Origin of the sequence: Hydrogenophaga sp., assembly GCF_031426985.1 — a bacterium.
Classification (GTDB): domain Bacteria; phylum Pseudomonadota; class Gammaproteobacteria; order Burkholderiales; family Burkholderiaceae_C; genus Hydrogenophaga.
The window spans coordinates 22,567-37,202 of sequence record NZ_JASJOY010000122.1 but is presented as its reverse complement, the minus strand read 5'-3'; the positions used below and the strand labels follow the sequence as shown (position 1 = coordinate 37,202).

Annotated in this window: 12 protein-coding genes; all 12 read left to right on the top strand. The window is 70.7% G+C overall.

The genetic code is table 11. The annotated features are described in order from the left end of the window. Window positions 1-3: 3 nt before the first annotated feature. The 12 genes from RMP09_RS15120 to RMP09_RS15065 all read left to right on the top strand — a co-directional run bounded on the left by RMP09_RS15120 (window position 4) and on the right by RMP09_RS15065 (window position 14,587). A complete protein-coding gene (locus RMP09_RS15120) occupies window positions 4-792 on the top strand; it encodes an ABC transporter ATP-binding protein (protein WP_310566811.1) in 789 nt (262 codons plus the stop codon). Next, on the top strand, window positions 789-2,303 hold the full coding sequence (gene hutH, locus RMP09_RS15115; protein WP_310566810.1) for a histidine ammonia-lyase: 1,515 nt from the start codon (window positions 789-791) through the stop codon (window positions 2,301-2,303). The genes RMP09_RS15120 and hutH (RMP09_RS15115) overlap by 4 nt, the downstream gene beginning before the upstream one ends. Then, a complete protein-coding gene (locus tag RMP09_RS15110) occupies window positions 2,300-2,872 on the top strand; it encodes a HutD family protein (protein WP_310566809.1) in 573 nt (190 codons plus the stop codon). The genes hutH (RMP09_RS15115) and RMP09_RS15110 overlap by 4 nt, the downstream gene beginning before the upstream one ends. Beyond that, window positions 2,869-4,266, top strand: coding sequence for a formimidoylglutamate deiminase (locus RMP09_RS15105; RefSeq protein ID WP_310566808.1), 1,398 nt, complete (start codon window positions 2,869-2,871; stop codon window positions 4,264-4,266). The genes RMP09_RS15110 and RMP09_RS15105 overlap by 4 nt, the downstream gene beginning before the upstream one ends. Window positions 4,267-4,269: 3 nt before the next feature. Continuing rightward, entirely contained in the window at window positions 4,270-5,082 is an 813-nt protein-coding gene (gene hutG / locus RMP09_RS15100) for an N-formylglutamate deformylase (RefSeq protein ID WP_310566807.1), read from the top strand. 55 nt (window positions 5,083-5,137) lie between these two features. Continuing rightward, window positions 5,138-6,700 carry a histidine ammonia-lyase gene (hutH, locus tag RMP09_RS15095; RefSeq protein ID WP_310566806.1) on the top strand — a complete coding sequence of 521 codons (1,563 nt, stop codon included), beginning with the start codon at window positions 5,138-5,140 and terminating at the stop codon, window positions 6,698-6,700. Between the two features lie 20 nt (window positions 6,701-6,720). After that, entirely contained in the window at window positions 6,721-7,323 is a 603-nt protein-coding gene (locus tag RMP09_RS15090; protein ID WP_310566805.1) for a HutD family protein, read from the top strand. Continuing rightward, window positions 7,320-8,537 (top strand): imidazolonepropionase, encoded by a 1,218-nt coding sequence (gene hutI, locus RMP09_RS15085; RefSeq protein WP_310566804.1) that lies wholly within the window; start codon window positions 7,320-7,322, stop codon window positions 8,535-8,537. The genes RMP09_RS15090 and hutI overlap by 4 nt, the downstream gene beginning before the upstream one ends. 285 nt (window positions 8,538-8,822) lie before the next feature. Next, window positions 8,823-9,890 (top strand): ABC transporter substrate-binding protein, encoded by a 1,068-nt coding sequence (locus RMP09_RS15080; protein WP_310566803.1) that lies wholly within the window; start codon window positions 8,823-8,825, stop codon window positions 9,888-9,890. Continuing rightward, on the top strand, window positions 9,887-13,681 hold the full coding sequence (locus RMP09_RS15075) for a PAS domain-containing protein (RefSeq protein ID WP_310566802.1): 3,795 nt from the start codon (window positions 9,887-9,889) through the stop codon (window positions 13,679-13,681). The genes RMP09_RS15080 and RMP09_RS15075 overlap by 4 nt, the downstream gene beginning before the upstream one ends. After that, on the top strand, window positions 13,678-14,109 hold the full coding sequence (locus tag RMP09_RS15070; protein ID WP_310566801.1) for a response regulator: 432 nt from the start codon (window positions 13,678-13,680) through the stop codon (window positions 14,107-14,109). The genes RMP09_RS15075 and RMP09_RS15070 overlap by 4 nt, the downstream gene beginning before the upstream one ends. Before the next feature lie 28 nt (window positions 14,110-14,137). Further along, the gene (locus tag RMP09_RS15065) at window positions 14,138-14,587 is read left to right on the top strand and encodes a universal stress protein (RefSeq protein WP_310566800.1); all 450 of its coding nucleotides are present in this window, start codon (window positions 14,138-14,140) and stop codon (window positions 14,585-14,587) included. The last annotated feature ends 49 nt before the right edge of the window (window positions 14,588-14,636 follow it).

Genomic DNA, 14,636 nt, shown 5'->3' with positions numbered 1-14,636 from the left:
ATCATGAATACCACCCACGCCACCCTGGCCGTCACCGGCATTCACAAGTCCTTTGGCGACCACCACGTGCTCAAAGGCATTTCGTTGAACGCCCGCAAGGGCGACGTGATCTCCATCCTGGGGGCCAGCGGTTCGGGCAAGAGCACCTTTCTGCGCTGCATCAACCTGCTGGAAACGCCCGATCAGGGCAGTGTCTGCCTGAACGGCGAAACCCTGGAAATGCGCCAGCGCAAGGACGGCCACATGGAGCCGGTGCACCGCAAGCAGGTCGAACGCATGCGCTCGCAGCTGGCCATGGTGTTCCAGGGCTTCAACCTCTGGTCGCACATGACGGTGTTGCAGAACCTCATCGAGGGACCGACCCGGGTTCAAAAGCGCTCGCGTGCCGAATGCGTGGAGGAAGCCGAAGCCCTGCTGCAGCGGGTGGGCCTGTACGACCGGCGCGACTACTACCCGGCGCACCTGTCCGGCGGCCAGCAGCAGCGCGTGGCGATCGCCCGCGCCCTGGCCATGCAGCCCCTGGTGATGCTGTTCGACGAGCCCACCTCGGCGCTGGATCCCGAGCTGGTCGGCGAGGTGCTGAAGGTGATGCGCTCGCTGGCCGAAGAGGGTCGCACCATGCTGGTGGTGACGCACGAGATGGGCTTTGCGCGCAACGTGTCCAACCGCGTGGTCTTCATGCACCAGGGAGTGATCGACATCGAAGGTGCGCCCGCGGAGGTGTTTGGCCGCCAGGCCTCGGAGCGTTTCCGGCAGTTCACCTCCAGCCACCAGGAACGGGCCGGCGCATGAACCTGGACCGCACGATCACCTTGGGTGACGCTCCCCTGGGCTGGCGCGACCTGGTCGCCGTGGCCCGCGACGGCGCTCGGCTGGTACTCTCGCCCGCGGCCTGGGCCCGCATGGCCAACGCCCGCGCCATCGTTGACTGCATCGTCGCGCGCGACGAGCGCGCCTATGGTGTCAGCACCGGACTCGGCGCCCTGAGCAACGTGCTCCTGCACGGTGATCAGCTGGCGCAGCTGTCCAAGAACACCTTGCTCAGCCACGCGGTCGGTGTCGGGCCCTTGTTGTCGGTGCCGCAGACCCGCGCCATCCTCTTCGCGGCGCTGGCCAACTTCGCCCAGGGCTACTCCGGCCTGCAGCCCAAGGTGGTCGACGGCCTGCTGGCGCTGCTCAATTTGGAGATCACCCCCTGCGTGCCGTCGCAGGGTTCGGTGGGTTACCTCAGCCACATGGCGCACATCGGGGTGACGCTGCTGGGCGTGGGCGATGTGCAGTGGCAAGGCCGCACCCTGCCCGCCGCCGAGGCCCTGGCCGCCAATGGACTGCAGCCACTGGTGCTGGGTGCCAAGGACGGCCTGTGCCTGGTCAACGGCACACCCTGCATGACCGGCCTGGCCGCCCTCGCGCTGGCCGACGTGGAACGGCTGGCCGACTGGGCCGATGTCATCAGCGCCATGAGCTTCGAGGCCTTGCGCGGTCAGATCGACGCGTTCGACGCCGACATCCTGGCCCTCAAGCCGCATCCCGGCATGCAGCAGGTGGGCCGGCATTTGCGCAGCCTGCTGGACGGCAGCGAAGTGGTTGCCAGCAGCCGCGGGCTGCGGACCCAGGACGCCCTGAGCATCCGCTCCCTGCCGCAGATCCACGGCGCCTGTCGCGACCAGATCGCGCACGCCGCACGCCAGATCGACATCGAGCTCAATTCCGTCACCGACAACCCGCTGCTGCTGGGCAGCCCGCAGGCCTACCGCGTCATGTCGCAGGCCAATCCACACGGCGAATCGGTGGCCATGGCGGCCGACCTGCTGCGCATCGCGGTGGCCGAGCTCGGCGGTGTGGCCGAACGGCGCATCGACCGGCTGGTGAACCCGCTGGTCAGCGGCCTGCCGGCGTTTCTGGTGTCGGAGCCGGGCGTGAATTCGGGCCTCATGATCACCCAGTACACCGCCGCCTCGCTGGCCGGTGAAAACCGCCGCCTGGCCCAGCCGGTGGTGGTGGACAACTTCGTCACCTCGGGCAACCAGGAAGACCATGTGAGCCTGGGCACCACGGCGGCGCTGGACCTGCACCAGTCGCTGCTGAACCTGAACCAGATTCTGGCGATTGAATTCCTGCTGGCGGCGCAGGCCTTCGAGTTCCTGAAGACACAAAGCTTCGGCCGGGGCACCGGGCGTGCCTGGCGCCTGTTGCGCGAGCACGTTCCGGCCTACCACGTCGACCGTTTTCTGGCGCCCGATATTGCCCAGACCGCCGAGCTGTTGCGCGACCCCGCCGCCTTGCAAGGCCTGCTGCCATGATCCACAGCTTCGACACCGCCAGCCTGGTCACAACACCCTGGAAAAACGGCGGCGGCAGCACCTGCGAAATCGTGCGCCGGCCGGCCGGCGCGGACCTGGATCATTTCGACTGGCGCGTCAGCATCGCCACCATCGGTCTCGATGGTCCGTTCTCGACCTTTCCCGGCGTCGACCGGATCATCATGCTGCTGGATGGCCAGGGCATCCGGTTGCGGATGGCCGGTGGCGCCGACCACACCCTCGACCAGGCCCTGGCGCCGTTTCCATTCCGCGGAGAAGCGTCGGTGGACTGCACGCTGCTCGGCGGCACCAGCACCGACTTCAATGTGATGGTCCGGCGCGACGCGCTGCAGGCGCAGCTGACGGTGCTGCACACGGCAACCGCACTGCCGGCGACCCGCCGCGGACTGCTGCTGTCGGTCCGGGGCACCTGGATCTCGGGCGATCAGGCACTGGCGCCGGGCAGCGGGGTGTGGTGGGATGAGACCCCGCTGGGTGGCCAGGTCCGGCCGCTGTCGGGCGACCAGCCGGCCCTGGTGTGGCTGCAGATGACGGAAACGACACGATGAACCAGAGCCTTCACGCTGAACACGCCTTGCTCCCCGGGGGCTGGGCCCGCGACGTCCTGCTGCAATGGGACGGCGCGGGGCGGCTGACCCAGGTGGCGCCGAACACCGCCCGACCCGACGGCATTCCGGCGGCCGCCGGGCCGCTGATCCCCGGTCTGCCCAACCTGCATTCGCACGCCTTCCAGCGCGCCTTCGCCGGCCTGACCGAGTACCGCGGCGAGGCGCAGGACAGCTTCTGGAGCTGGCGCAGCCTGATGTACCGCTTTGCCCAGCGCATCACGCCCGAACAGCTCGAAGCCATCGCCACCTGGCTCTACATCGAGATGCTGGAGGCCGGCTACACCCAGGTGTGCGAATTCCATTACGTGCACCACGACCCGGCGGGCCGGCCCTACGCCGACGACGCCACCATGGCGCACAGCCTGCTGCGCGCGGCCCAGGCGGTGGGCATCGGCCTCACGCTGCTGCCCGTGCTCTACCAGAACAGCGGCTTCGGCGGCACCCCGCCGACCGAGGGACAGCGCCGCTTCATCCGCAGCACCGACAACATGCTGGACCTGCTGGCGCGGCTGCGGCCGGCCTGCGCGGCGCAGGGCGCCCGGCTCGGCCTCGCCCCGCACTCGCTGCGCGCCGTGACGCCGGACAGCCTGCAGGCGGTGCTGACCGGCCTGGAGGCCCTGGACCCGACCGCACCGGTGCACATCCACATCGCAGAACAGACCGCCGAGGTCGACGCCTGCCTGGCCTGGAGCGGCCAGCGGCCGGTGCAGTGGCTGCTGGAGCACGCGCCGGTCGACGCCCGCTGGTGCCTGGTGCACGCCACCCACATGAGCGAGACCGAATACCGCGACGCGGCCCGCAGCGGCGCCGTCGCCGGGCTGTGCCCGACCACCGAGGCCAACCTCGGCGACGGGCTGTTCGACCTGCCCCGCTGGCGGCAGCACGGTGGCGCCTGGGGCCTGGGCTCGGACAGCCACGCCAGCGTCGACGCGGCCGAGGAACTGCGCCTGCTCGAATACGGCCAGCGGCTGTGGCGGCGCGAGCGCAATGTGCTGGCGACCCCCGAGCAGCCCCAGGTCGCCACCGCGCAGCTGCTGCAGGCGGTCGCGGGCGGCGCGCAGGCCGCAGGCCGCCTCGGCCAGGGTGGGGCGGCGGGATTGGCCGTGGGCCAGGGCGCGGACTTCGTGGTGCTGGATGCGCAGCATGTGGCCCTGGCCGGCCTCGGTGCGCCCGACATGCTGTCCAGCCATGTGTTCGCCAGCCACCGCGCGCAGGCGCTGCACAGCGTCTGGACCCAGGGCCACCCGCGCACCGACGTCGGTCAACACCCGCTGCGGGCGTCTGCGGCGCAGGCCTTCGTGGCCGCACGCCAATCCATCATTTCCAGCACCTGAGCCATGACCACCGTCACCACCGAACCCCCGTTCGTGTTCCACCCGGGCACACGCCCGCTGCTGATCTCGATCCCGCACGTCGGCACCCACGTGCCCCCGGCCATCGCCGAGCGCCTGACCGAAGAAGGCCGCACGGTGCGCGACACCGACTGGCACCTGGACCGGCTCTACGGCTTTGCCCAGGACATGGGCGCCTCGATCCTGATGGCCACCCATTCGCGCTACGTGATCGACCTCAACCGACCACCCGACGGCACCAGCCTCTACCCCGGCCAGAGCGTCACCGGCCTGTGCCCTGTCGACACCTTCGAGGGGCTGGCGCTCTATCAGCCCGGTCAGGAACCCGACGAGGCCGAGATCGCGGCCCGCCGCGACGCGGTCTGGGCGCCTTACCACCGCCAGCTCGCCGCCGAACTGGCCCGCCTGAAGTCCCTTCATGCGCGGGTTGTGCTCTGGGACGCGCATTCCATCCGCTCCGTCGTGCCGCGCTTCTTCGACGGCCGGCTGCCCGACCTCAACCTGGGCACCGCCGACGGCGCCAGCTGCGATCCGGCGCTGGCGCAGACGCTGCTGAGCATCGCCCAGAGCGCGCCGGGATACAGCGCGGTGCTCAACGGCCGCTTTAAGGGCGGGCACATCACCCGCCAGCACGGGCAGCCGTCGGCGGGCATCCACGCGGTGCAGCTGGAGATGACCCAGTGCAGCTACATGGAAGAAGACATGCCCATGCGCTACCTGCCCGACCAGGCTTCGCAGCTGCAACCCACGCTGCGCGCTCTGCTCGACGCCGCGCTGCGGTTTGCGCAAAGCGCCTGAGCGCTGGATCATCCGTCACGACATCCGAACCCGAACCTTTCACCGATTGCCACCCATGTCCGACACCACCACCGCCACCCCCACCCCCCTGGTCCTGACGCCCGGCCAGATGAGCCTGGACGACCTGCGCTCCATCTGGGCGGCGCCCCGGCCGATCACGCTGCCGGCGTCGCAGCGCGCCGCCATCGACGCAGCGGCCGCGGCCATCCACGCCATCGTCGCCAAAGGCGATGCCGCCTACGGCATCAACACCGGCTTCGGCAAGCTGGCCAAGACGCGCATCCCCGACGAGCAGCTGGAGCTGCTGCAGCGCAACCTGATCCTCTCGCACTCGGTCGGCACCGGCGAACCCATGAGCGACGCCACCGTGCGTCTCGTGATGCTGATGAAGGCGGCCAGCCTGGCGCGCGGCTACTCGGGCGTGCGCCCGGTGGTCATCGACACCCTGCTGGCGCTGCTGAACGCCGGCGTGATGCCGGTGATCCCGGTCAAGGGCTCGGTCGGCGCATCCGGCGACCTGGCGCCGCTGTCGCACATGACGCTGGCGCTGATGGGCGAAGGCCCGGTGCGCGTGAACGGCGAGATGCGCCCGGCCGCCGAGGCGCTCCAGGCCGCCGGCATCGCGCCGCTGACCCTGGCCGCCAAAGAAGGCCTGGCGCTGATCAACGGCACCCAGGTGTCGACCGCGCTGGCGCTGCACGGCCTGTTCATGGCCGAGCGCCTGCTCGACGCCGGCACGGTGATCGGTGCGCTCTGTGTCGACGCCGCCAAGGGCAGCGACGCGCCCTTCGACCCGCGCATCCACGCGGTGCGCGGCCAGCCGGGGCAGATCGCGGTGGCCGCGGCCACCCGCGCGCTGCTGGCGGGCAGCCAGATCCGCCTCTCGCACATGGAAGGCGACGAACGCGTGCAGGACCCCTACAGCCTGCGCTGCCAGCCGCAGGTCATGGGCGCCTGCCGCGACCTGATCGCCAACGCCGCGCGCACCCTGCTGACCGAGGCCAACGCCGTGACCGACAACCCGCTGGTGTTCGTCGATTCCGGCGAGGTGCTCTCGGGCGGCAATTTCCACGCCGAACCGGTGGCGTTTGCCGCCGACACGCTGGCGCTGGCCATCAGCGAGATCGGCGCGATCTCCGAGCGCCGCATCGCGCTGCTGATCGACAGCTCGCTCTCGGGCCTGCCGCCCTTCCTGGTCGACCAGCCGGGGCTCAACAGCGGCTTCATGATCGCGCACGTGACCGCGGCGGCCCTGGCGTCGGAGAACAAGTCCCACGCCCACCCGGCCAGCGTCGACAGCCTGCCGACCTCGGCCAACCAGGAAGACCACGTCAGCATGGCCACCTTCGCCGGCCGCCGCCTGGACGAGATGGCGCGCAACACCGCCACCATCCTGGCCATTGAATGGCTGTCTGCGGCGCAGGGGGTGGATTTCCACCGCCCGCTGCGCACCTCGCAGCGGCTGGCGCAGACGCACGCCACGCTGCGCCAGCGCGTGCCGTTCTACGCGCAGGACCGGCTGTTCGCCCCCGACATCGAGGCGGCCCTGCAGCTGGTGCTCCAGGGCGCGGCCAGCCGGGATCAGCAAGACCTGCTGACCGCCCTCTGGGCGCATTGAGCGGGACGCCGCCCACTGCCATGTCCCACCAGCCATCGGGTCTGCGCGTCGATGCGGTGCCGGGCGCCCTCTGGCGCAATAGCGGCGGCGTCACGCGCGAACTGCTGCGCTGGCCGGGCGGCGGCGACGACTGGCGGCTGCGCATCAGCGTGGCCGACATCGCCACCGACGGCCCGTTTTCGGTCTTCGAGGGCGTTCAGCGCTGGATCACCCTGCTCAGCGGTGAGGGCCTGGCGCTGGACTTTGCCGGTCGGCCGCAGACGCTGCGACCGGGCGACGCGCCGCTGGCGTTCGACGGCGGCGCGCCGCCCGTTGGCCGGCTGCTGGGCGGGCCGGTGCGCGATCTCAACCTCATGGTCCGCGGGGGATCAGGGGGAATGACCGCGATGGCCGACGACGTCCCCTGGTCCGCCCCGCGCGGCGCGCACGCGGGCCTGTTCGCCCGGGTGGCGGGGCGCTGGAGCGGCGCCGGCGACACCCGCACGCTCGCCGCCCAGAGCCTGCTGTGGTTCGAGGAACCCCCGGCCGGACCCTGGCGCTTCGAGCCCTTTGCCATGCACCCCGCCGCCGCCGCGCCCGTCGGCTGGTGGCTGCACCACCTGCCCGTCGGACCCTCCACATGAACACCAGAACCCTCTGGCGCAACGCGCGCCTGGCCACCCTCGACCCGGCCGTCGATGCCGACGGCTGGGGCCTGATCGAACACGGCGCCTTGCTGACCGACGGCCCGCACATCGTCTGGGTCGGGCGCGAGGACGAACGCCCGGCCGGCGAACCGCCCGCGCGCACCGTCGACCTGGGCGGCGCGCTGGTCACGCCGGGGCTGGTCGACTGCCACACCCACCTGGTCTACGGCGGACACCGTGCCGCCGAGTTCGAGCAGCGCCTGAACGGGGTGAGCTACGAGGCGATCGCCCGCGCCGGTGGCGGCATCCGTTCCACGGTGGCCGCCACGCGCGCGGCGAGCGAAGAGGCGCTGTGGGACAGTGCCGCGCAGCGCGCCGCGGCCTTGATGGCCGAAGGCGTGACCACGCTGGAAATCAAGTCGGGTTACGGCCTGTCGCTGGACGCCGAAGCGCGTTGCCTGCGCGTGGCCCGCCGCCTGGGGCAGACGCTGCCGGTGGATGTGCGCACCACCTTCCTGGGCGCGCACGCGCTGCCGCCCGAGTTTGAAGGCCGGCCCGATGACTACATCGACGCCGTCTGCGACTGGATGGCCGAGCTGCACCGCCAGGGGCTGATCGACGCGGTCGACGCCTTCTGCGAAAACATCGGCTTTTCGCCCGCGCAGACACAACGGGTTTTCGAGGCGGCGCGGCGCTGGCAACTGCCCGTCAAGCTGCACGCGGAACAGCTGTCGGACCAGGGGGGCGCGGCCCTCGCGGCCTCGTTCAACGCCCTGTCCTGCGACCACCTGGAGCACCTGAGCGCGGACGGCATCGCCGCCATGCGGGCCGCGGGCAGCGTCGCGGTGCTGCTGCCGGGCGCCTACTACTTCCTGCGGGAGACGCGCCTGCCCCCCATCGAGGCGCTGCGCCAGGCCGGTGTGCCCATGGCCGTCTCGACCGATCACAACCCGGGCACCTCGCCCGGCCTGTCCCTGCTGCTCATGGCCAGCATGGCGTGCACCCTGTTCCGGCTCACCCCGCTCGAAGCGGTGCAGGGCATCACCGTGCACGCCGCGCAGGCGCTGGGCCTTCGGGACCGGGGGCAGCTCATCGCCGGGCAGCGTGCCGACTTCGTCGCCTGGGACCTGCAGCACCCCAACGAGCTGGCCTACTGGTTCGGTCGCAACCCCTGCCGACACGTCATCCACCACGGCGTGCAACGGTCATAGGCACCCCCCGACGTGTGTATGGGCCGGCCGCACCGACAGTGAAGCGTCCGGCCCGGGCACCCGCTGGCACCACGTCGTGCGCCCCTTCGATGCCCGCAGCCACGGCGGGGTGGCCCTGGTCGGCTTCGCGGTGGACGAGCGGGTGCGGCGCAACGGGGGGCGGGCCGGCGCGGCCGCCGGCCCCGCCGCGCTCGGGCGCGGCAAAAACGCGGGGGCGTTCGGTGGGTCGGGGCGCGGTTGGTGACAGAATGAAACAACAACACCATCGCCGACAGGGGCATCTGAATGCGAAACCACACCGGGCAGGGGCGCGCGGGGCAGGGGGCGGGCCCGGCTGAATGTCTTGCCACGCCGCACACGCGCCGCCATTGGCTGCACGCCGGGGGCCTGTGCCTGCTGGGCGGCGCGGTGGCGCCGCTGCTGGCGGCCTGCCAGCCCGTGCCCGCCGCGCCGCTGAAGCTGGGCCTGAACGCCTGGGTCGGCTACGACCCCCTGGTGCTGGCGCGCGAACGTGGCTTCATCGACACCCAGGCGGTGAAGGTGATCGAACTGTCGTCGAGTTCCGAGACCCTGCGCCATTTCCGCAACCGCCTGCTCGACGCCGCCGCGCTGACGCTAGACGAGGCCTTGCGCCTGGCCGACGAGGGGTTCGATCCGCGGGTGGTGGCGGTGCTCAGCGCCTCGGCCGGGGCCGATGTGGTGATGGCGGTGCCCGGGGTGCGCAACCTCGACGGGCTGCGCGGGCGCACCGTGGCGGTGGAAGCCACCACCGTGGGGGCCTTGATGCTGCAGCGCCTGCTGCAGGCCGCGCGCCTGCGGCCCGCTGACGTGCGGGTGATGAACGTGGAGGCGACGCAGCACGTGGCGCTGCTGCGCGACGGCCGCGCCGAGGTGGCGGTGTCGTACGAGCCACTGGCGAGCGCCCTGCGCGAGGTGGGTTGCGTGCCCATTTTTGACAGCCGGCAGATGCCGGGCGACATCGTGGACGTGCTGCTGGTGCACGCCGATGTGCTGGGGGCGCGGGCGGCTCAGGTGCAGGCGCTGGTCGCGGGCTGGCAGCGCGGGCTGGCCGCGGTCGAGCAGGAACCCGACGCCAGCGCGGCCCTGCTGGCCCCCGGCGCCGACCTGACGCCTGCGCAATACCTGGCCTCGTTCCGGGGGCTGGATTTCTACGACGCCCGGCAGTCCCTGGCCTTGTTGTCGGGCGAGCCCAAAGCCCTGGGGCAGGCGTCCGAGAGGCTGGCCATCACCTTGCAGACGATGGGGCTGATCCACGAATCGCCCGACTGGGGCCGTTTGCTGGCGCCCGAACCGGCCAAGCGCCTGATGCAGGCGCAAGGAGCGGGCGCATGAGTTCGCCACCCTGGTTGTTGCGCCTGGGGGGGCGGCACCTGTTTCCCCTGCTGCTGTGTGTGTTCGCGTTGCTGACCATTGCGCTGCGCTACCAGCAGCAGATGAGCAGCATCACCGACGAGGTGGTGCAGCAGGAATCCGAACGCTTGCGCGAGCGCCTGAGCATCGACCAGAGCCAGCTGGAACAGCGCATGGGCGCGGACGACACGCTGGTGCTGCGCCGCGTGGTGGGGGCGCTGGCCCTGCACCAGGGCCTGGAGCGTGCCTACCTGATCGACCCGCTGGGCCGGGTGCGGGCCTCGCTGTCGCGTCTGGACCTGGGCCATCCCGTCACCGACGTGCTGGCGCGCGCGGGCGTGCCCGAGTCGCTGACGGGCTTGCAGACGGCGCCTGCGCCGCACGCCATCGTGGTGAGCGCGCAGGCCGATGGCCGGGCCCTGAGCGGCGACATGCCGTTGCAGGGCGAACACCGGCTGCTGGTGTGGGTGGACAACACCCGTGCCGTCGCGGTGCGCCGCGCCGCGGTGCAGGACGAGCTGGTGCGCGAAGCCGGGGCGGTGCTGGTGGCCGTGGCGGGGCTGGCGCTGCTGCTGCACCTGTTGTGGTTCCGCCGTGCGCAGCGCCTGTCGCGTGCGCTGGGGGCCATGGGCGCGGGCGACCTGGCCACGCGGGCCGGCCTGCAGGGGCGCGACGAACTGGCCGACATCGGCGCCGCGGCCGACCGCATGGCCGAGCAGCTGCGCCAGGAGCAGGAACGCCTGCGCCACATGAGCGACCTGATCAACCGCTCGCCGGCGGTGGTGATCGAGTGGCTCAACCAGCCGGGCTGGCCGGTGGTGCAGGTCAGTGCCTCGGTGCGGCAGTGGGGCTACGAGCCCGAGCAGCTGTTGCAGGGAAGCTTGCAGTACAGCGACCTGATCCACCCCGACGACAACCAGCGCATCCACGACGAGGTGGCGCATTACTTCGCGCACGGGCCGGACGAGTACCGCCAGTCCTACCGCATCCGCTGTGCCGACGGCCGCTGGGCCTGGGTGGATGACCGCACCACGCTCGGGCGCGACGCCGCCGGTGGGGTGGTGAACATCAGCGGTGTGCTGCTGGACGTGAGCGCGCAGGTGGAGGCCGAGCACACCCAGCGCCAGCAGGCCGAGCTGCTGCGCATGTTCTACGAGCTGCCCTTCCTGGGCATGGCGATCTCGTCGCCGACCGACAAGCGCTGGCTGCAGGTGAACGACCGGCTGTGCGAGATCCTGGGCTATGCGCGCGAAGAGCTGCTGCGCATGAGCTGGGCCGAGATGACGCCGCTGGGCGACCTGGAACGCAACGTGGCGCTGTTCGATGAACTCATCGCCGGTGTGCACAACGGCTACCGCATGGCCAAGCGTTTTCGGCGCAAGGACGGGCGCATCGTGCACACCGAGATCGACGTGCGCGCGGTGCGCGACGAGACCGGCCGCGTCCAGCAGCTGTTTGCCACGATCCAGGACGTGACCGAGCGCGTGGTGGCCGACATGGCCCTGCGGCGCAGCCAGACGCTGCTGCTCGAAGCGCAACGCATCGGCCGCATGGGCAGCTGGAACTATGACGTGGCCACCGGGCTGTCGGACTGGACGGATGAGATGGTCCGGTTGCACGGGTGGGGCCCCGGGCTTTACGCCGATTACCTGGCGCACGTGCACCCGCAGGACCGATCCGCTCTGGACGTGGCCTATCAGGCGGCCATCCAGCATGGGGAGCCGATGAATGTGAGCTACCGCTGGCTGAGGCCGGACGGACCGGTCAAGCACCTGCGCATCCGCAGCGACGCCCTGCGGGAAGAGGGGCAGGTCGTCAATCTGCTGGGCCTGGTGCAGGACGAGACCGAGCTGGTCGAAGCCCAGCTCGCGCGCGACCGCCTGGTCTCGGTGATGGAGACCACCACCGACATCGTCAGCATGGCCGACGCGCAGGGCCACGTGTTCTATTTCAACCGGGCGGGTTACGACATGCTGGGCCTTCGGCCGGGCGAGCCCCTGGACGAGGCGATCCGCCAGGTGCACCCGGCCTGGGCCGCCCGGCTGGTGCACGACGAAGGCATCCCGACCGCGATCGAGCGGGGCCGCTGGCTGGGCGAGACGGCGGTGTTCGATGCGCAGGGGCGCGAGGTGCCGATGTCGCAGCTGATCATGGCGCACCGCGGCGCCGACGGGCAGGTCGAGTACCTCTGGTCGATCCTGCGCGACGTCTCCGAGAGCAAGGCCGCCGAGGCGGCGCTGGAGGAAGAGCGCTCGCGACTGGCCGAGGCGCAGGCGGTGGCACGCATCGGCAGCTGGAGCGTGCAACTGCCCGAGGGCGTGGTGCGCTGGTCGGCGCAGCACTATGCGATGCTGGGACTGGACCCCGCGCAGGTCGCGCCCAGTGTGAAGGCCTACCTGGCGGTGGTGCACCCGGACGACCAGGCACGCGTGCGCGCCCATGTCATGGCGCGCGCGCGCGCTCCGGTGGATCCGGTGACCGGGCGCGACAGCACAGGCGTGGACAAGATCGAACACCGCCTCGTCACGCCGCAGGGGGTGCGCCATGTCGAGGAGCGTGCGAGCCTGGAACGCGACGCCGACGGCCGTGTGGTGCGCATCTTCGGCACCACCATGGACGTGACCGAGCGTGTGCTGGCCGACCGGGTGGCGAACGAACTGCGCGACATGCTGGAGCAGGCCGAGTCGGTGGCCTTGCTGGGCAGCTGGACCGCCGACGCACAGACCCAGCGCGTGGCCGTGTCGACCCAGCTGTTCCGCAACCTGGGGCTGGCGCCGGCCGACCGGCCGCCGTCCAACGAGGTGTATCTCTCGTGTGTGCACCCGGACGACCAGACCATGGTGGCGCAGGACATGGATCGGATACGCCGCGGTGCGGAGGTGAGCCCCCTGGTCTTCCGCACCCACCCGGCCCGTGGACCGGTGCGGGTGATGCGCCGCACGGTGCACCGCATCACCCGCGACGATCAGGGCCTCAAGCCGCGCTACATCGGCACCCTGCAGGACATCACCGACGCGGTGCAGGCCGAAGAACAGCTGCGCCAGGTCAACCAGGAACTGGAGCGGCGCGTGGCCGAGCGCACCGCGCAGCTGCGCCAGGCCAACCAGGAACTCGAAGCGTTCTCGTACACCGTCTCGCACGACCTCAAGGCACCGCTGCGCGGCATCGACGGCTACAGCCAGCTGCTGGTGGAGGAGTACGGCGAACGCCTGGACGAGGACGGCCGCCAGTTCGTCCGGCGCATCCGCCACGGTGTGCAGCTCATGGGCGAGCTGATCAGCGACCTGCTGGAGTATTCGCGCATGGAACGGCGCGACATGGCGGCCGACCCGGTCCCGCTGCTGCCGCTGGTGCAGCAGGTGCTGGACGGTTACGAGGCCGACATCCACCGCCAGGGCGCGCAGGTGCAGCTGGCCATGGAGCCGTTCACGCTGGCGCTGGACCGCGAAGGCATGGCCGTGGTGCTGCGCAACCTGATCGGCAACGCGCTGAAGTTCAGCCGCGACCGCCAGCCCCCCCGGGTGGAAATCGGTAGTCGCAGCGAAGCCGGGCGGCGTATTCTCTGGGTGCGCGACAACGGCGTCGGCTTCGACATGAAATACCACGACCGCATGTTCGGCATCTTCCAGCGCCTGCACCGTGCCGAGGAGTTCCCGGGCACCGGGGTGGGCCTGGCCCTGGTGTCCAAGGCCGTTCAGCGCATGGGCGGACGCGTCTGGGCTGAAAGCACCCTGGGTGCCGGTGCCACATTTTTTCTGGAGTTTCCCGAATGAGCACTTCCGTGAACCTGCCCCCCATCTTGCTGGTGGAGGACAACCCGATGGACCTGGACCTGACGCTGCGCGCGTTCAACAAGAAAAAATTCACCAACCAGGTGCACGTCGCGCGCGACGGCGAGGAGGCGCTGGCCTTCATCCCGCGCTGGGAAGCGGGCGAGACGCTGCCGGCGGTGATCCTGCTGGACATCAACCTGCCCAAGATCAGCGGATTGGAAGTGTTGCGCCAGCTCAAGGCGCACGAGCGGTTCCGGCGCATCCCGGTGGTCGTGCTGACCTCGTCCCGGGAAGACAAAGACCTCAAGACCGCCTACGATTTGGGCGTCAATTCGTACATCGAAAAGCCGGTCAGCTTCAACAAGTTCATGGACGTGGCCGAGCAGATCGAGTTGTACTGGTGCGTGCTCAATGAGCGCCCCTTCTGAGCCACAACGGACACACCCTGGAGACACCATGTCGATGCTCAAGATCCTGATCCCGGTTGATGGTTCGGAACGGTCGCTGGACGCGGTGCACCACGCGCTGGCACTCACCGGGCGCGGTCTGCGGGCGCGGTTCGTGGTGGCCAACGTGCAGTCGCCCGCCAACCTCTACGAACTGGTGGTGGCCCACAACCCGCAGGTGCTGCAGCAGGTGAGCGAGGCCGCGGGCCGCGACCTGATGCGCCCGGCCCTTGAGCTGCTGCAGGCCGCGGGCCTGCAGGTCGAGCAGGACGTGGCCACGGGCGACCCGGCCCACACCCTGGTCGAGATCCTGGAACGGCACGGCTGTGACGCCGTCATCCTGAGCGCGCACGGCGCCAGCGGTTTTCGCACCCAGCTGGGGGCGGTGGCGCACGAGATGGTGCAGATCGCGCCGGTGCCGGTGACGGTGGTGCGGCCGGCCGAGCGCGACAGCGACTGAGCCTCCTCGACCGACGCGCCCACGGGGCCGACAGCCAACGGCGGACCCG

Bases quoted from the DNA above. Each gene is read 5' to 3' on its own strand.
- RMP09_RS15120 (WP_310566811.1), top strand. From the start codon at position 4: ATGAATACCACCCACGCCACCCTGGCCGTCACCGGCATTCACAAGTCC.
- hutH (WP_310566810.1), top strand. From the start codon at position 789: ATGAACCTGGACCGCACGATCACCTTGGGTGACGCTCCCCTGGGCTGG.
- RMP09_RS15110 (WP_310566809.1), top strand. From the start codon at position 2,300: ATGATCCACAGCTTCGACACCGCCAGCCTGGTCACAACACCCTGGAAA.
- RMP09_RS15105 (WP_310566808.1), top strand. From the start codon at position 2,869: ATGAACCAGAGCCTTCACGCTGAACACGCCTTGCTCCCCGGGGGCTGG.
- hutG (WP_310566807.1), top strand. From the start codon at position 4,270: ATGACCACCGTCACCACCGAACCCCCGTTCGTGTTCCACCCGGGCACA.
- hutH (WP_310566806.1), top strand. From the start codon at position 5,138: ATGTCCGACACCACCACCGCCACCCCCACCCCCCTGGTCCTGACGCCC.
- RMP09_RS15090 (WP_310566805.1), top strand. From the start codon at position 6,721: ATGTCCCACCAGCCATCGGGTCTGCGCGTCGATGCGGTGCCGGGCGCC.
- hutI (WP_310566804.1), top strand. From the start codon at position 7,320: ATGAACACCAGAACCCTCTGGCGCAACGCGCGCCTGGCCACCCTCGAC.
- RMP09_RS15080 (WP_310566803.1), top strand. From the start codon at position 8,823: ATGCGAAACCACACCGGGCAGGGGCGCGCGGGGCAGGGGGCGGGCCCG.
- RMP09_RS15075 (WP_310566802.1), top strand. From the start codon at position 9,887: ATGAGTTCGCCACCCTGGTTGTTGCGCCTGGGGGGGCGGCACCTGTTT.
- RMP09_RS15070 (WP_310566801.1), top strand. From the start codon at position 13,678: ATGAGCACTTCCGTGAACCTGCCCCCCATCTTGCTGGTGGAGGACAAC.
- RMP09_RS15065 (WP_310566800.1), top strand. From the start codon at position 14,138: ATGTCGATGCTCAAGATCCTGATCCCGGTTGATGGTTCGGAACGGTCG.